The sequence below is a fragment of the Paenibacillus sp. BK720 genome (assembly GCF_011761545.1).
Taxonomy (GTDB): domain Bacteria; phylum Bacillota; class Bacilli; order Paenibacillales; family Paenibacillaceae; genus Pristimantibacillus.
In genome coordinates, this window is sequence record NZ_JAASRQ010000006.1 from 154,685 (window position 1) to 171,491 (window position 16,807).

Below are 16,807 nucleotides of genomic sequence, written 5' to 3' on the forward strand. Positions count from 1 at the left end.
GCCAATTCTTACAGTTGGCCGGAGATTTTTGCTTTCAGAGCGTCTTTGCTTTGTACGCCTACCATTTTGTCAACGGGTTGACCGTCTTTGAACAGGATCAGCGTAGGAATGCTCATTACGCCGAATTGGGAAGCCAATTCCGGCTCTTCGTCAACGTTGATTTTCGCGATTGTAGCTTGGCCTTCCAGTTCAGTTGCGAGCTCTTCCACGATAGGGAGCTGCATTTTGCAAGGTCCGCACCAAGGTGCCCAGAAGTCTACCAGAGAAACGCCGTTTTCCACGCTAGTTGCAAAGTTATCTTTTGTCAATGCTACTGCCATTGTCAATCATCCTCTCCAAAATAATATGATAAGGGAACTCCGCCACGTACCGTCTTATTGTAGCCTAATCGCAACCACAAGCATGAATCTGCTTCAGTACATCGGAAATCGTGATGCCGCTGAAGTAGCCTTCCAGCTGCTTCTCGGCTGTACAGAAGATCCCGAACATCACCTGGTTCATATTCGAGCCAACGACGCAATCCATGCCCGGATCACCCGAGCACCAGCTCGGGATAAACGAGCCCTGCGCCATGACGCGGTATACATCGCCAAGCGTAACGACATCTGGATCAATTGTAAGCCTGTAGCCGCCTCCAGCGCCTTCTCGTGTATCGACAAAGCCGCTTTTGCGCAATCCGCTCATGACTTTGCGGACGCGCGCGGAGTGCGTGCCTACGTTGTCGGCGATCATCTCACTGCTTGCCATCCGCTCGGGCAGATAGGCTAAATAAACGAGACTGTGTACGGCAATCGTAAATTCGCTGTTCAATGTGAACGGCCTCCCTGTTTAGTACTGTAATAATATCAATTACAGTTAACAATGTCAATAGCAAGGCCGCCCGATTTCCGACACAGTCATAGGGTGCGACGGCGGCATCCCCCTTATTCGCAATGCTTGTTGGTTAGAAATTGAAATTCATGGGGTCCGATCCATAGCGGCGGCCGATATTGAGGCCGTTGATCTTCTCCACCTCTTCGGCGGTCAGCTCGAAGTCGAATATATCCGCGTTCTCGATAATTCGGCTCTTCGTAACCGATTTCGGAATGGTGACGACGCCGCATTGCAAATCCCAGCGCAATATAACCTGCGCGGCCGATTTGCCGTGAGCTTGTCCGATCTCCTGCAGAAGAGGGACATCGAGATTGCCCTGAAGCAGCGGACTCCAAGCTTCAAGCTGAATGCCCCGCTCCTTGCAATAGCTTTGCAGCTCAGGTTGAGTCAGATAAGGCTGGAACTCCACCTGGTTCACCGCAGGCACCACCTCGCAGCTGCCAAGCAGATCGTCCAAATGAGGAATCAGGAAGTTGCTGACGCCAATCGCCCGCACATGCCCTTCCTTGTACAGCTTCTCCAAAGCGCGATAAGTATCCTTGTATTTACCGGCCACCGGCCAGTGAACGAGATACAAATCGATAACGTCCAGCTTCAGCTTGCGGCGGCTTTCCTCGAAGGCCTTCAGCGTGCTCTCGAAGCCTTGGCTGCTGTTCCATACCTTTGTCGTAACGAACAGCTCCTCACGCTTTAGACCGCTTGCGGCAATCGCGTTGCCTACGCCCTCTTCATTACCGTAGATCGCCGCCGTATCGATGCTGCGGTAGCCTGCCTCAAGGGCATCCGTAACCGCTTGCTCAACCTCTGCGCCTTCCTTTGTTTTGAATACGCCAAAACCAAGCCAAGGCATCCGAATTCCGTTGTTCAATTCCGTGGTTTGCGTAATGGATGTAAATTTGCTCACAACTCTTCTCCTCCCTCATTCTAAAATGCTGCTTCTCAGCTCCCCTATTTTACCATTGATCTTCCGCCATGAACAATGAAGGCGCTAACGATAAATTAGCGGGATGTTCCCAACAAACCTGTCATGATGATGGGAGAGGCGAATACATATGTACGGAATGGCGAATCAGCAGGCGAAGGAGGTGTGTTAGGGATGGTGCTGTGGTGGAACCGATGGACTGCCTTCCGGACTGAAGCCGGATCCCGGGCTGATGAAATCGACAGGCTTCATGCGTATTTCAAAACAAACGGGTTAAAATCAAAGGTTACCCTGGATGGCTCCTTGAAACGGCTTCATGTACGCAGCAACGATGAAGCACGCGCCAAGGAGCTTGCGGCTTCATTCGACGCCGAGCATTCCTGATAAGCTTTTGATTCAGCCGTAATCCGCAGTTTCATGTTGGCGGTGCCTGCACCGGAAGCGAGCTCAGTCCTGGCGCGACTGAAAGCTCCCTCCGCGTGGGTACCGCCATTTTTTATCCGTTTCCTGACCTTGATCTTCTGAAGGAAGTGTGTATAATACGGGTTAGTGGTTTTCTAGGGTTCCGCTAAGCGAGTTGCTTAGGTCTGGTCCGAGGGAAAACGCACAGCGATAGCTGTGATCACGGAAGGATAAAAACCTGGGAGTCGCCTGCGCCAGCAGTGTACTCCCGGGTTTTATTTTTGTCTTTTTAAATATTACATCACGTGTAAGGGGGAAGGATTTTCATGAAAAAGCAATGGTTGCAAGTGTATGTTGCTGCCGTATTTGAAGTCATGTGGGTCACCGGGCTCAAGCATGCGGACCATGTCTGGAGCTGGACGGGGACGTTTATTGCGATTGCGCTCAGCTTCGCCCTGCTTATCAAAGCAAGCGGCGAGCTTCCTGTCGGCACGGTATATGCGGTTTTTGTAGGATTAGGCACAACCGGTACGGTTATTTCGGAATCCGTCTTTTTCGGGCATCCGCTTCATGCGGCTAAATTGTTGTTTATCGCCCTTCTTTTAATTGGCATTATCGGTCTGAAGCTTATTACGCCGGAGCACGCCAATGCGGGCGAGAAGAAAGGAGCATCCACCAAATGAACTGGTTGGCATTAATCTGCGCGGGTCTGTTCGAAATGCTGGGCGTCGTTATGATGAACAAGGTCAACGCGAAGAAAAGCGTAAAAAACATTGCACTCCTGCTAATTGGCTTCGGCATGAGCTTTGCCTGCCTGTCCTTTGCCATGCAAACTCTCGAGATGAGTATCGCTTACGCGATTTGGACGGGTATCGGCGCTACCGGCGGGGCGGTTCTAGGCATGGTTCTGTACGGCGAGCCGAAAACCATGCTCCGGATCTTCTTCATCACCCTCATTATCGGATCCGTTGTTGGCCTCAAGCTGGCAGCCTAATGGCGGCAAGAACGCAGCAGGGGGCTGTCCCAATAGCTTAATCAGCTAACGGGACAGCCCCTTTAGTGTGTATATCGGCTCACTAAACAAAAAGAAGTGGACTGGTTAGGTGCCGATTACACTTCCATGATGATAGGAAGGATCATCGGCTTTCTTTTCGTTTGTTCATATAAGAATCGTCCAAGCGCGTCTTTTACGTTTGATTTAAGTGTTGTCCATTGGTTTACGTTATCGCTGATGGATTTCGTAATCGTTCTTGTCACAATTCTGCCTGCTTCCTCAAGCAGTCCTTCCGACTCCCGTACATAGACGAAGCCGCGGGAGATAATATCCGGTCCCGACTTAATCGTCTTGTCCTGCTTGCTGATAGTTACGACAACAACAAGAATGCCGTCCTGGGACAGGTGCTTGCGGTCACGAAGTACGATATTGCCAACGTCTCCGATACCAAGTCCGTCGATATACGTATTGCCAGCCGGCACTTTGCCGGATTTGCGTGCATCGCCGTTTACGATTTCTACGATTTCACCGTTATCCACGATGAAGGTATTGCCTTGCTCGACGCCAACGGCTTCAGCCAGCTTCTTGTGATGGAGCTGCATCCGGTATTCCCCGTGAATCGGAATGAAATACTTGGGAGCCATCAATTGAAGCATCAGCTTCAGCTCTTCCTGGCTGCCGTGGCCGGATACGTGCATGCCTGTTTGCGTGCCGGAGCCGTAAATCACATTCGCGCCGAGGCGGAACAGCTCGTCCACCGTACGTCCGATGCTGCGTTCGTTACCCGGAATTGGCGTTGCCGAAATAATAACCGTATCGCCTTCCAGAATTTCCACCTGACGGTGATTCGAACGGGCCATCCGCGTAAGAGCGGACATGGGCTCGCCTTGGCTGCCTGTGCAAAGAATAACGACTTGATTATCCGCATAGCGGTTCACTTCGTTCGTCTCGATCAGCATGCCGTCCGGGATATCGAGATAGCCCAGCTCCGAAGCAATGGTAATCATGTTGACCATACTGCGTCCGATAATCGCCAGCTTCCGTCCCGATGCCGCCGCTGCATCCACAACCTGCTGCAGACGGTGCACGTTCGAGGCGAAGGTAGAGACGATCACGCGGCGTTCCGCCTTGCGGAAAGCATCAATGAAGTTCGCGCCGACGATCCGTTCCGATGGCGTAAAGCCTGGACGTTCGGCATTTGTGCTCTCCGATAGCAAAGCGAGGACGCCTTTCTTCCCAATCTCGGCCATCCGGTGAATATCCGCATGATAGTCGCCTACCGGGGTTTGATCGAACTTGAAGTCGCCCGTATGGACAACGACGCCTTCCGGCGTATCCAATACGATGCCGAGGGAGTCCGGAATACTGTGGTTCGTCTTGAAGAATGACGCCTTCATCGTTCCCAGCTTGATCTCCGAATCGGAATGAATCAGATGCCGTTCCGTCGAACCGAGAAGTCCGGCTTCCTTCAGTTTCCCTTCGATCAATCCCATTGTGAGACGGCTAGCATAGACGGGCATGCTTAGCTGCTTCAGAATGTACGGCAGGCCGCCGATGTGATCCTCATGGCCGTGCGTGATGAGCAAGGCTCTTACCTTGTCCTTGTTCTCGATGAGGTACGTAATGTCCGGCACGATGATGTCGATGCCGAGAAGCTCCTCATCCGGGAATTTGGAACCGCAATCAATTACAATAATGTCGTTCGCGTATTGTACCGCGTACATGTTCTTGCCAATTTCGCCTACGCCGCCCAAGGCAAAAATGGATAGTTTCTTTTCTGTTTTATGGTTATTCAAAATAATCCTCCTATTTATAAGACTGACGACGATTGTTATACATCAAACTTAAAAATCCGAACCAGTCACTTGCCACCATTATAGCACGAAAAAATAACAAAATGGAAATAGGCTTATTTAGCCTTTTTCTGAATAGAAGACAGTGCAGGTATTCTCTGCACTATGCTTGTATTTCACCCGCAAAACGTATGCCGCCCTTCCAAGAAAGGTGCAGCTATTTTAGCTGGTCCCCGCTGAACTTCCTCCAAGCCGCAATCGCCGCGTTCACGGTTAATCCAAGCGCCACGCCAAGCACGACCGCTGCCAAATTCAGTCCGTGAATGAACAATAGCAGCATGCCTGCGCCGTAATCATCCTCGGGAATCGGAAAAACCGCACCCATCAGATAACCGGTAATCATTAGCATCGGCACCCAAATAACAGGGATAAACAAAGCAAAATACCAATATTTACGGCGGAACAGTCCTATAACAGGCAACGCATATACTGCCGAGGTTATTGCAAAAACGATATACGCCTCATCTATAGCGGCACTATAGCGATAGGCCAGTTGAAAAAAAGTATTCCCGATTACCGCATAAATAACGCTCAAGAGAACAACGAAAAATGCAGCCCGCTGATAGCCTGGTTTTGCCTGCGGCTTCATTATCCCTTAATGATCTCCCTGAGTGCCTCTGCAAAAGCCGCCATCTCTTCGTCGGTGCCAACCGTAACGCGCAAATATTGGTCAATCCGGGGCTGTTTGAAATACCGGACAAGCACGCCTCGTTCGCGCAGCTGCTGGAACAGAAACTCTGCCGCATGCTCCGGATGGGAGATGAAGACAAAGTTCGCCGCCGAGTCGGTCACGATAAAGCCCAGCTCTTTCAATTCCTTCGTCACCGCTTCGCGTGTCGCGATTACCTTTGCCGTGGTCTCCCGGAAATAAGCCTCGTCCTCAAACGCCGCTACCGCGCCAGCAAGCGCAAGACGGTCCAGCGTATAAGAATTGAACGAATTTTTAACGCGGTTCAGCCCGTCGATCAGCTCTTCGCTGCCCAGCGCCCAGCCTACCCGCAGACCCGCAAGCGAGCGGGACTTCGAAAGCGTCTGTACGACAAGCAGATTCGGATATTCGTTCACCAGCTTTGCCGCCGACTCGCCTCCGAAATCGATATACGCCTCGTCGATCAGGACAACCTGATCGGGGTTTCTCGCGAGCAAAGCGCGAATATCGTCAAGCGAGATCAGCATTGCCGTGGGCGCATTCGGGTTCGGAATAACAATGCCTCCGGTATCCCGGCGGCCGAATTCGTCGAGCGGCAGCTCGAACTGCTCGCCAAGCGGAATTATGTCGGCCTTCAGCTGGAAGAACTCCGCGTACACCTTATAGAAGCTGTATGTAATGTCCGCGAACGCGACCGGTTTGGCCGGATTAAAGAAAGCCGCAAAAGCGAAGGCGAGTACTTCGTCGGAACCGTTGCCTACAAATACTTGATTCGGGGCAACCTCGAAATATCCGGCGATTCTCCGGACAAGCGCATCGCAGGTGGGATCGGGATAAAGCCTTAAATCGTCGTTTGTCACCGACCGGATGGCCTCCAGCACTTGAGGCGAAGGCGGGTACGGGTTTTCGTTGGTGTTCAGCTTAATGTATTTTTTGTCCTTCGGCTGCTCCCCAGGAACGTAAGGAACTAAAGAAGCCGTAAGCGGACTCCAAAACTTACTCAATGTTCATTCTCCCCTGTCGTCTTATCATCCTATTGCTCCAGCATAAATCATTTGGCAGGAATAACCAAATTCAGCCGTTATTAAAGCTTGCGTCCGACAATAATCAAGTCCCGCTCCACCCCGTCGAGCTCGGCTACCTTCGGCAGGTTCGCCCACTCTTCGAAGCCGAATTTCCGGAGCAGGGCAAGGCTAGGCTCATTATGGCCAAATACAAACCCGAGCAGCGTGCGAAGACCAAGTCCCGGGCTGGCTTCAAGCGCCTTCTGAATCAGGAACGAGCCGATACCGCGCGCGCGGTAATCCTGATCGATATAAATGCTGATCTCGGCCGTCGCGTTGTAAGCCGGGCGTCCGTAGAACGACTGGAAACTCAGCCATGCGATTATTTTTCCGTCTTCCTCCAGCACCCATAACGGGCGAAAATCCGGTGAATGCTCGTCATACCATCTCATTCTGCTCTCCACCGATACGGGCTTCAGATCAGCCGTTACCTGGCGGGATGCGATAGTAGAGTTGTATATATCGACGATGCGGGGCAGATCCTCTACCCCTGCATCTCGGATCGTAAAATCATTGATCATAAATAGTTCTCTCCTTGACCTCATGTTTCCTTTATTTGATTGTACAGCCTGTACGATTTTTGCGCACGTGTAAATAATTTAACCGTCTCCTCCCCTTAAAAAACGCACCAAAAACCCTGCCTCCCCGCAGTTAAGGCGCCTTAGGAGCCTTATCCGGCGCTTCAAGGGCAAAAACAAAGGCACTTAAGGTCCCCAGAGGGCCTTAAGTGCCTGCTTAACCGTTTACTCATCCCCGTCGTGAACCACAATGGTGCCCGCTATAAAATCGTGAATGGCGCGTTTGTCCTCCCTCATGCCAACCATAAACGCGCTGACAACCGCGGCAATGCCAATGGTAACGGCATAGACAAGCCCGCCCACGACATTGCGCAGCAGCATCGTGCCGATGCCCGGCGGCCGGCCGTCCAGGCGGCGGATCTGAATGCCGCAAATCTTTTTCCCGATCGTATAGCCGTTCCAAATAACGGGAATAAGCAAGGAGTACAGGAAGGAAATAATGTTCGTAAACGAATTCTCCCTCTCGCCCGAAATGATAAAGGCCAGAATGGTAAGCGGAATGCCGATAATGAGGCCGTCCAAAATATTGGCGCCTAACCGTCTCCAGAATCCTGCCCGGTAATAATTATCCATGTTGTTCCTCCCTATTTTTCTCTTTCTCTAATGGCTTTTGCGCTTTCTTTAGCCTATTACCGCCTGTTTGGGCTTATGACTCCCGCTTAAAGCCCCGGTGTTTACTTGAAAGTTCGCCATAATTCTACAATTCCCTTTTCTTTTTCCATTTTTTAATAGAATTCCTCTTCTATTGCGACAAAAAAGCCAGGCTGTCTTGTGCGGACAACCCGGCTAGAAATACGTTTATTTAAGCTTTGGACGGATCAAACGAGCTCTTCAGGGAAACGATCCGGTTGAACACCAGCTTCTCTCCCGTCGAATCCTTCGGATCCACGTTGAAATAGCCGTGGCGGAAGAACTGGAACTTGTCATGGCCCTTCGCGTCCTTCATGTTCGGCTCTACAAAGCCGTGAAGCACTTGCTCGTTGTTTGGGTTGATGCATTCGAGGAACGGCTTGCCTTCCTCTTCCGCTTCATTCGTAATAAGCGGCTCGTACAGCCGGAAATCGGCAGGCACGGCTTGCGAGGCTTCCACCCAGTGGATGGTGCCTTTTACTTTGCGGGCGTTAAAGCCCGAACCGCTCTTCGTTGCCGGATCATACGTACAGCGCAGCTCGATCACATTGCCGTCCGCATCCTTGATGACTTCCTGGCACGTAATGAAGTAGGCATGCTTCAGACGCACTTCGTTGCCGGGGAACAGGCGGAAGTACTTGGCCGGAGGATTCTCCATGAAATCGTCCTGCTCGATATAGATTTCGCGGGAGAACGGAATTTGGCGCGTGCCCATTTCCTCGTTCTCGGCATTGTTCTCCGCTTCAAGCATCTCGACCTGACCTTCCGGATAGTTCGTAATAACAACCTTCAGCGGCTGCAATACGGCCATCGTGCGAAGCGCCTTCAGCTTCAGGTCTTCCCGGATAAAATGCTCCAGCATCCGCTCATCCACGGTGCTGTTTGCTTTCGCCACGCCAATCTCACGGCAGAACGCGCGGATCGCTTCCGGCGTATAGCCCTTGCGGCGCAGACCGCTGATCGTTGGCATGCGAGGGTCATCCCAAGCGGTTACGACGCCTTCGTCCACAAGAAGCTTCAGCTTTCTCTTGCTCATCACGGTGTTCGTAATGTTCAGACGGGCGAACTCGTATTGCTTCGGAACGTCAACCATCTCGCATTCCGCAACTACCCAGTCATAGAGCGGACGGTGGTCCGCAAATTCGAGCGTGCAGATCGAATGCGTGATGCCTTCAATGGCGTCGCTGATCGGATGCGCGTAGTCGTACATCGGGTAGATGCACCACGCGTCTCCCGTGCGGTGATGATGCGCATGAGCAATCCGGTACAGAACCGGGTCGCGGAAATTGATGTTCGGCGAAGCCATATCGATCTTCGCGCGCAGCACCTTCTCGCCGTCCTTGAATTCGCCGGCCCGCATTCGAGCGAACAGATCGAGATTCTCTTCCACGCTGCGGTCCCGGTAAGGGCTGTCTTGCCCCGGCTGCGTCAGTGTACCGCGCGTCTCGCGGATTTGCTCGGCATTCAGGTCGCAGACGTAAGCTTTCCCTTTGCGGATCAATAGAACGGCGCGGTTGTACAGTTCTTCGAAATAGTCGGATGCGAAGCGAAGATCATCCCAGTCAAAGCCGAGCCAGCGCACGTCTTCCTTAATCGACTCTACGTATTCCGTGTCTTCCTTTACCGGATTCGTATCGTCGAAGCGCAGATTTGTCCGTCCTTTGAATTCATCGGCAAGCTCGAAGTTCAGGCAGATCGACTTGGCATGTCCGATGTGCAAATATCCGTTAGGCTCCGGCGGAAAGCGGGTCACGATATCCTGCACGTGGCCTTCTTTCAAATCTTCGACGACGATGTTCTTGATAAAGTTAGAGGATGATACCTTATTCTCCACTGTGTTTTCCACGGCGACCAACCTTTCCCGTAAATAATTATCTTCCTATCATACACAAATTTACGAGAAAATACACTGTCTGCTGCCGCCGCGAACCACCCTCTAAAATAAAAAATTCAAGGCTCCGGTCGAGTAGAGCAGAACCAGCACGACCAGGATCGGCGCAATAAAGCGCACCATAAACAGCCATATGCGGAACCATGCCGCCGTAAGGCCGGCGTCCTCGGCCGCGTTTTTCCATACCCAGCCGACAAAGATCGTAACAATCAAACCGCCAAGCGGCAGCAGAATGTTGGAGCAGATGAAGTCCATCCAGTCAAAAAACGTCTTATCGCCAAACTGCAGACCGCCGACTGCCCCGCCTACCGATACCGCGGAAGGGATGCCGACGAGAAAGACAAGCAAAGTAATGACAATAACCGAGAGGCTTCTGCTCCATCCGAACTTTTCTCTTACATAAGCTACCGGTACCTCAAGCAAGCCGACCGTCGACGTTAAAGCCGCGAAAGCAAGCAATACAAAGAACAAACCGCCAAAGAGGCTGCCAAACGGCATTGCGGCAAAAGCGGCCGGCAGCGCCACGAACACCAGCCCCGCTCCTTGCGAAGGCTCTATTCCGTAGGCAAATGACGTGGGGAAAATAATAAGTCCCGCCAGGAAAGCATACAGCAAGTCCCCAAGACCGATCGCAATCGTCGCGACGCCCAGCGATTGTCTTCTGTCCACGTAAGCGCCGTACGTAATCATCGTCCCCATGCCAAGCGACAGCGAGAAGAACGCATGTCCAAGCGCAACAAGAGCCGACTCGGCCGAAAGCTTGCTGAAGTCCGGATTGAGAAAGAACTTCACCCCTTCTCCGGCGCCGCCAAGCGTCAAGGCCCGGACAACCAGCGCAAGAAGCAAAATAACGAGGCCCGGAATCAGAACCTTGTTGAATTTTTCAATGCCGCCGGATACGCCTTTAATAATGACGGCCGCGGTAAGCACCATCGCGAGAAGCTGCCACCATACAGGCTGCCAGCTGCCGATAAAGGCTCCGAATTGCCCGCCGTAATCGGTGCTGTTGAATAAATGCCCGGTAAACGACTGCACGGCATAGTACATCGTCCAGCCCGCAACGACGGAATAGAAGGATAATATTAAAAACGGGGCGATAACCATAAGAAAACCAATGGCTCCCCAGCCTTTTTGGCGGGTCAGCCGGTTAAAGGACGTCGATACGCTCCCCCTGCCGCCTTTGCCGATCGTAAGCTCGGCCATAAGGACGGGCAGTCCCACCGCGAGCAGACAAATAATGAACAGGAGGAAAAATGCCGCTCCGCCGTATTTGCCTGTAATGTACGGGAATTTCCACATGTTGCCGAGGCCCACGGCACTTCCGATCGCAGCGAATATAAAGCCGGATTTGGAGAACTGATCTCCCCCGTTCGGCTTCGAGCCTTCCCCTTGTTTGTGTCCAACCATCTTGCAACCTACCTCTTTCCTTGTGTCTTTACTTGATGTAGTCAATGCCTATTATTTACTCCCAGTTCTAGAAAAAAACCGGAATGGTTATCGTACTATTTTTCATACGTTCATACAAGAACCAAAAGAGCGGAACGGATAGTGATCGCGCCATGGAAGCGCAACCGATTATCGTCTTCCCTCCCGGCGGCAGGCGCGGAATTCCGTCCGGCGTTCGGGGCTGGCTGGAGGAGTTAGCCGCGAAGAGAAAGCTTCTCGCATTAGCGGACGATGCTCCGAGCGGAATCGAGGCCATCCACTGCTTTCTGGCGGCCGGCGGGCATAGGCAGGAGGAACTGAACGGCTTGATTGAGCTGGCCGTGAGGGATGGCGTTGCGAGGGAGCTGACACCGGATATAAGGAAAGGAGGCTGACTAAAGAATGGCCAGCGGTCTCGGAAAAGACGGAAGAAAAAAAACGGGCAACAAATTGACCGCCATCATGCAGGTCCGCAACGAAGCCGGACGTTATCTGGAAGCGGCCCTTGCGGATTTGTCCGGCTTTGTAGACGAGATTGTCATCGTGGACGACGGGAGCACGGACGATACGCCGGAGCTCGCCGCATCGTTCGAGAAGGTGGTGAAGCTTGTACGGAATAAGGATTCGCTGTTTCATAAAGAATGGCTGCTGCGCGAGCAGCTGTGGCGGGCGGCGGAAGAAACCTCGCCGGATTGGCTGCTGGCCGTGGATGCGGATGAATTTTACGAGGATAGCGCGAAGGCGGCCATGAGGGAGCTTATTAATCAGGATGATTACGATACCGTCTCCTTCCGGATGTACGATTTCTGGGACTCGGTCACCCACTACCGCGAGGACGATTGGTGGAATCTCCATAAGCGGCCTATGATGACGCTTGTCCGTTACCTGCCCGGCTATCATTATGCCTATCCGAAGCGGGCGCATCACGCCACCCGGCTTCCTTTTACCTACAACGCTTTGCCGGGCCTCGATACCGGCCTTCGGATCAAGCATTACGGCTGGGCGGGAAGCGCCGAGGAACGGCGGGCGAAATACGACCGTTATATGAAGCTGGACCCTCAGGGACAATGGGGCAGTCTCGGCCGCTACGCTTCCATACTGGATCCGAATCCAAGACTGGTCCGCTGGCAGGAGAGGGAGCGCCGCGATGAATAGGCCCAAGGCAAAACCGAATCCCGTGAGCTTTCGAGCGGATGGCGGAATCCGCGAAAAGCCCGCTTATCTATGCCGCTGCTTCTGGCATACAATCCTGAGATTGATTTATTAAGATGCGTGTAAGCGCAATATCCTGCAGAACATGCATCATAATTGCAGTAACTGGGCTATAAGAACAAATTACACTGTAATTACCTGCAATGGAATGCAAAAGAGCTTACAAGCTGTATAGCGGACCGTCCACATCCAGCATGAAGGTATCCTGCTCCGTCTCCCGGAAACGGACAAGCTGCTCATGATTTTCTCCCTGATAACGTGAAATCAACAGCAAAAAAGCCCCTGCGGCCTTATGCGGGCAGCATGAGCTTTTCATTATCGCCGTATTGGATTACAGCAGTTTTTGAATATCTTCGACCATATTCAGCGGCTCGTCCGTCGATTCGAACCGTTTGATTACATTGCCCTCGCGGTCAATGAGGAACTTCGTGAAGTTCCATTTCACGTCATTGCCCTCCAGGTAATGAGGCAGCTTCTCCGACAGGAAAGCATGAAGCATCTTGCCGCTTGGCTCCGAGGTATCAAAGCCGTGGAACGGCGCTTGCTCCGTCAAATATTTGAACAAAGGATGAGCCGTTTCTTCACGGACATCCGTCTTCGCAAACAGCGGGAAGGTTACGCCGTAGTTGATCTGGCAGAATTCCTGCACATCCGAGTTCGAACCAGGCTCCTGCTCGCCGAACTGATTGCTTGGGAAGCCCAGAATTTCGAGTCCTTGATCCTTGTATTGCTCGTATACCTTCTGCAGATCGGAATACTGAGGCGTAAAGCCGCATTTGCTCGCCGTATTTACGATGACCAGCACCTTGCCCTTGTAATCCTCCAGGCTGACGTGCTGCCCTCTAATTGTATCCGCTTCAAATGAATAAACGCTCATAATGAATCCTCCTCTTACCAAATGATTTTGTTAAATTAAATTGTATACAATTTATATCATACTGCGGTACTCCGTGTCAAACGCTGAATAGCTGTTATACGAACAAACATAAATAGGAGGAACCTTCCGTCTTATTGCCCTTGTTCCTTGTGATCAAAAAATAGGACGTGCCCCATGGCACGCCCCTTTCGTTACATTTCGGCTCTTTGCAAACGCATATAATCGCCAACCATGGCGAAACGCCACGGGAGAATCATCCCAAACGCGAGCAGGTAGAACAAGGCACCGGTCTGCGGGATCGACATATATTGCTCGACTACGCTGTGCAGCGCAAGCCGGATTGCCAGCAAGGTCAGCATGATAAAGATAAACGCCTTGGAACGGCGGACGAATATATCGGATTCGACTCTCTCGAGACGCGTTGTGACGATAAGAGGAAACGAAAAGATCAGCATCCCCGTGCCAAACGCCGATAACCCCCACAGCCAGTGGATATGGGTTACGGGAAAAGCAAACATGATAAAGCCCGTCGACATGCCAAGCGGCGGGGCGATAATTTTGCGCAGGTTCGTTGGCTGTTTGCCCGCCCGCATGCGAAGAACGATAAGCGTCAGACCGGCACAAACCGAAAAAACGATGGACGCCACTTGAATGAGATGCGTATGCGCAGATAGCATCGTTATCTATCCTCATTTCAAAATAGGTTAACTACACCCATCGTACTGCAAAATTTTAAACAGTGCAAACCCTCCGAAGCCCGCAAGTTTTGCCTTCCGGACAATCCGATTAATAGGACCCGCGGATAAACGGATGAACCTGTTCCTCGTAGAAAGCCGCAAGCCGTTCCCGCTCGTCCGCCGTAAAAGAAGGCACGTCTAGAGCCGCCAGATTGTCTTCCACCTGACGAACGTTGCGGAAGCCCGGAATCACGCAAGTAACGGCTTCATGATCAAGCAGCCAGCGCAGCGAAGCGCGCGTCATATTGCCGCGGCCTTCCGCAATCCAGCGAAGCTGGTCAGCCAGCTCGACGCCTTTGGCAAAGCCTAGACCGGCGAAGGTTTCGCCCACGTTAAACGCCTCGCCGTTTTCGTTAAAGCGGCGGTGGTCATCCGCCTCGAAGGTGGACGAGGCCGTGAACTTACCCGTCAGAAGACCGCTGGCAAGCGGCAGCCGGACCAGGATGCCGACGCCGCGGCGATGCGCTTCATTCAGCAGCTCAAGCGGCTTCTGGCGGAAAATATTATAGATGACCTGGAGCGCGCGCACGTTCGGCTGCTCCAGGCAGAAGAGACCTTCCTCCACCGACTCCACGCTTACGCCGTAATGACGGATCTTGCCCTCCTGCTGCAGCTTGTCCAGCACCTCGAACACGCTTCCATTCTTCAGGATCGGCATCGGCGGGCAATGGATCTGGTACAGATCGATCCGCTCGCGCTCCAGACGCTTCAGGCTTGCTTCGCAATAAGCGCGGACCGAAGCTTCCGAATAAGTCGCCGGATCGTGAATATCTCCCGCGCGGCAAAACTTCGTAGCGATATGGATCTCGTCCTCGCGGCCTTTGGTTGCCTGAGCTAGCAGCCTCTCGCTATGACCGTCGCCGTACACATCGGCCGTATCAAAGAAGTTGACGCCTTTATCGATGGCTGCTTCAAGCGCCAAGAGGGACTCTTTATCGTTGACGTTGCCCCAGGCACCGCCAATCGCCCATGTTCCGAAGCTGATCTCGCTTACTTTCAATTCCGATGAACCTAACCCGCGATATTGCATCTTCTCACCTCGTTATGTAATCGGTTACGAGAATAGTGTAACAAAAAAACGGCCGGAGCCCAATCGTCATTCGATCGGCTTCGGCCGCTTAACTTTTCTATGATTAACGCTGGTGCTGCATGTATGCGCTGATATCTACGCCAAGCCCCTTCGAAAGGCGGATGCCAAGCTCCGCGTTAGCGCGGAAGAAGTTGCATACGGCACGCAGCTGGATATTTTCGCTTGTTTGCTTCAGGTCGTTCACCAAATTGCTTACCAGATTCTCTCGCCGCTCCAAGGGCAGCGACAGATACCGCTCCCCGGCCTGCGTGAAATCATCGGTCTTGTCGATCTTCTGACGCCCTGCGGAGCCATGCAAAAGCGCATAGCTGTCCTTGTACTCAGGCGCTTCCCGCGGGCTGGTGGGCGAGCTGTTTGACTCATAGTTGACCGCCTGCGGATCGGCCTTCATCGTCATCGCGCCATCGCGTTGATGGTTACGAACCGGCGCGTATGGACAATTGACCGGAATGTGCAGGTAATTCGCGCCGAGACGGTAGCGCTGCGCATCCGGGTACGAGAACAGGCGGCCTTGAAGCAGCTTATCTTCCGAAGGCTCGATGCCGGGCACAAGGGCGCCCGGAGAAAAGGCAGACTGCTCGACTTCGGCAAAATAATTGTCCGGATTGCGGTTCAGCTGCATCGTGCCAACAAGCTGCAGCGGATACGTATCCTCCGGCCAGATCTTCGTTGGATCCAGCGGATCGAAGGAATAACGGTCCAGATGCTCCGGCGGCATCAGCTGCACATGCAGGTCCCATTCCGGATAACGGCCCAGCTCGATGGAATCGTGCAAATCCCGGGTGGCGTGACTAAAGTCTTTGCCTTGCGTCTCGCCGGCTTCGGCGGCCGTGAAGTTGCGTACTCCCTGCTTCGACTTCCAATGGTATTTCACATAGGTGACGTTCCCTTGTTCGTTGATCCATTTGAATGCATGAACGCCAAAGCCGTCCATTTCCCGGTAGGAAGCGGGCGTTCCATCATCCGAAAAGAGCCAGGTGAGCATATGGGTCGATTCCGGCGACAACGCCATGAAATCCCAATAACGCTCCGGCTCTTGAATATTCGTGCGGGGAGAAGGCTTAAGCGAGTGCACCATATCCGGAAATTTGATCGCATCGCGGATGAAGAAGACCGGCAAATGGTTGCCGACGATATCCAGGTTGCCTTCCTCCGTGTAGAACTTCACCGCAAAACCGCGCGGGTCGCGCGCCGTCTCCGGCGAACCTGTTCCGTGAATAACGGTGGAGAACCGGACAAACACATTCGTTTCTTTGCCCGCTTCCCGCAGGAACGCAGCCTTTGTATGGGCACTCATGCTGTTTGATGCCCGGAATACGCCGTACGCGCCAGCCCCGCGCGCATGCACCACGCGCTCCGGAATGCGCTCCCGGTCGAAATGGGCGATCTTCTCGATCAGATGGTAATCCTCCAGCAGGGCCGGGCCGCGCTGTCCGGCTGTTCTGGAGTTTTGATTATCCCCTACTGGCGTGCCTTGATTAGTCGTTAAACGGTTGGTCATATCGGTACCTCCGGATTATTTATATTTAGACTTGATCTAAATCTTATAATCCTATTGTAAGGTTACCGATCAACCCTGTCATGAACGTTAAATGAAAAGCTGATGAAGA

Annotated in this window: 19 protein-coding genes and 1 riboswitch; of the genes, 5 read left to right on the forward strand and 14 right to left on the reverse strand. The window is 52.7% G+C overall.

The window, feature by feature from the left end:
* Positions 1-8 precede the first annotated feature (8 nt).
* The 3 genes from trxA to FHT67_RS22450 form a co-directional block, all read right to left on the reverse strand.
* Positions 9-320: a thioredoxin gene (trxA, locus tag FHT67_RS22440; protein WP_015847398.1), complete on the reverse strand. Its 312-nt coding sequence runs from the start codon at positions 318-320 to the stop codon at positions 9-11.
* 64 nt (positions 321-384) lie between these two features.
* On the reverse strand, positions 385-810 hold the full coding sequence (locus tag FHT67_RS22445; protein ID WP_015847399.1) for an RrF2 family transcriptional regulator: 426 nt from the start codon (positions 808-810) through the stop codon (positions 385-387).
* A gap of 133 nt (positions 811-943) precedes the next feature.
* Positions 944-1,723, reverse strand: coding sequence for an aldo/keto reductase (locus FHT67_RS22450; protein ID WP_132308969.1), 780 nt, complete (start codon positions 1,721-1,723; stop codon positions 944-946).
* Between the two features lie 246 nt (positions 1,724-1,969).
* Here FHT67_RS22450 and FHT67_RS22455 point away from each other — a divergent pair, with 246 nt between their 5' ends.
* From FHT67_RS22455 to FHT67_RS22465, 3 genes are all read left to right on the forward strand, one after another.
* On the forward strand, positions 1,970-2,179 hold the full coding sequence (locus FHT67_RS22455; protein WP_132308724.1) for a hypothetical protein: 210 nt from the start codon (positions 1,970-1,972) through the stop codon (positions 2,177-2,179).
* A 162-nt stretch (positions 2,180-2,341) separates the two neighbouring features.
* A riboswitch (guanidine-I (ykkC/yxkD leader) is annotated at positions 2,342-2,444 on the forward strand.
* Between the two features lie 79 nt (positions 2,445-2,523).
* A complete protein-coding gene (locus tag FHT67_RS22460) occupies positions 2,524-2,880 on the forward strand; it encodes a DMT family transporter (protein WP_132308722.1) in 357 nt (118 codons plus the stop codon).
* A complete protein-coding gene (locus FHT67_RS22465; protein ID WP_132308720.1) occupies positions 2,877-3,191 on the forward strand; it encodes a DMT family transporter in 315 nt (104 codons plus the stop codon). The genes FHT67_RS22460 and FHT67_RS22465 overlap by 4 nt, the downstream gene beginning before the upstream one ends.
* Positions 3,192-3,307: 116 nt before the next feature.
* Here the strand turns inward: FHT67_RS22465 and FHT67_RS22470 are convergent, their stop codons facing one another.
* The 7 genes from FHT67_RS22470 to FHT67_RS22500 all read right to left on the reverse strand — a co-directional run bounded on the left by FHT67_RS22470 (position 3,308) and on the right by FHT67_RS22500 (position 11,263).
* Positions 3,308-4,987, reverse strand: coding sequence for a ribonuclease J (locus FHT67_RS22470; protein WP_132308718.1), 1,680 nt, complete (start codon positions 4,985-4,987; stop codon positions 3,308-3,310).
* 214 nt (positions 4,988-5,201) lie between these two features.
* A complete protein-coding gene (locus FHT67_RS22475; RefSeq protein WP_132308716.1) occupies positions 5,202-5,633 on the reverse strand; it encodes a hypothetical protein in 432 nt (143 codons plus the stop codon).
* A complete protein-coding gene (gene hisC, locus FHT67_RS22480) occupies positions 5,633-6,697 on the reverse strand; it encodes a histidinol-phosphate transaminase (RefSeq protein WP_132308714.1) in 1,065 nt (354 codons plus the stop codon). Before hisC ends, FHT67_RS22475 begins: the two co-directional genes overlap by 1 nt.
* A gap of 80 nt (positions 6,698-6,777) precedes the next feature.
* Positions 6,778-7,278 carry a GNAT family N-acetyltransferase gene (locus FHT67_RS22485; protein ID WP_167201387.1) on the reverse strand — a complete coding sequence of 167 codons (501 nt, stop codon included), beginning with the start codon at positions 7,276-7,278 and terminating at the stop codon, positions 6,778-6,780.
* 222 nt (positions 7,279-7,500) lie between these two features.
* Complete coding sequence (locus FHT67_RS22490) at positions 7,501-7,908, reverse strand: RDD family protein (protein ID WP_132308710.1); 408 nt, start codon at positions 7,906-7,908, stop codon at positions 7,501-7,503.
* Between the two features lie 229 nt (positions 7,909-8,137).
* Complete coding sequence (locus FHT67_RS22495; protein ID WP_132308967.1) at positions 8,138-9,799, reverse strand: glutamine--tRNA ligase/YqeY domain fusion protein; 1,662 nt, start codon at positions 9,797-9,799, stop codon at positions 8,138-8,140.
* 102 nt (positions 9,800-9,901) lie between these two features.
* The gene (locus tag FHT67_RS22500) at positions 9,902-11,263 is read right to left on the reverse strand and encodes a sodium-dependent transporter (protein ID WP_132308708.1); all 1,362 of its coding nucleotides are present in this window, start codon (positions 11,261-11,263) and stop codon (positions 9,902-9,904) included.
* 152 nt (positions 11,264-11,415) lie between these two features.
* Here FHT67_RS22500 and FHT67_RS22505 point away from each other — a divergent pair, with 152 nt between their 5' ends.
* Positions 11,416-11,676: a hypothetical protein gene (locus FHT67_RS22505; RefSeq protein WP_132308706.1), complete on the forward strand. Its 261-nt coding sequence runs from the start codon at positions 11,416-11,418 to the stop codon at positions 11,674-11,676.
* A 7-nt stretch (positions 11,677-11,683) separates the two neighbouring features.
* Positions 11,684-12,436, forward strand: coding sequence for a glycosyltransferase (locus FHT67_RS22510; protein ID WP_167201388.1), 753 nt, complete (start codon positions 11,684-11,686; stop codon positions 12,434-12,436).
* Between the two features lie 388 nt (positions 12,437-12,824).
* Here the strand turns inward: FHT67_RS22510 and FHT67_RS22515 are convergent, their stop codons facing one another.
* The 4 genes from FHT67_RS22515 to FHT67_RS22530 all read right to left on the reverse strand — a co-directional run bounded on the left by FHT67_RS22515 (position 12,825) and on the right by FHT67_RS22530 (position 16,698).
* Entirely contained in the window at positions 12,825-13,370 is a 546-nt protein-coding gene (locus FHT67_RS22515) for a glutathione peroxidase (RefSeq protein WP_132308702.1), read from the reverse strand.
* Positions 13,371-13,561: 191 nt separating this feature from the next.
* On the reverse strand, positions 13,562-14,047 hold the full coding sequence (locus FHT67_RS22520; RefSeq protein ID WP_132308700.1) for a CcdC family protein: 486 nt from the start codon (positions 14,045-14,047) through the stop codon (positions 13,562-13,564).
* 109 nt (positions 14,048-14,156) lie between these two features.
* The gene (locus tag FHT67_RS22525; RefSeq protein WP_132308698.1) at positions 14,157-15,137 is read right to left on the reverse strand and encodes an aldo/keto reductase; all 981 of its coding nucleotides are present in this window, start codon (positions 15,135-15,137) and stop codon (positions 14,157-14,159) included.
* A 103-nt stretch (positions 15,138-15,240) separates the two neighbouring features.
* Positions 15,241-16,698 (reverse strand): catalase, encoded by a 1,458-nt coding sequence (locus FHT67_RS22530; RefSeq protein ID WP_167201389.1) that lies wholly within the window; start codon positions 16,696-16,698, stop codon positions 15,241-15,243.
* Positions 16,699-16,807: the final 109 nt, after the last annotated feature.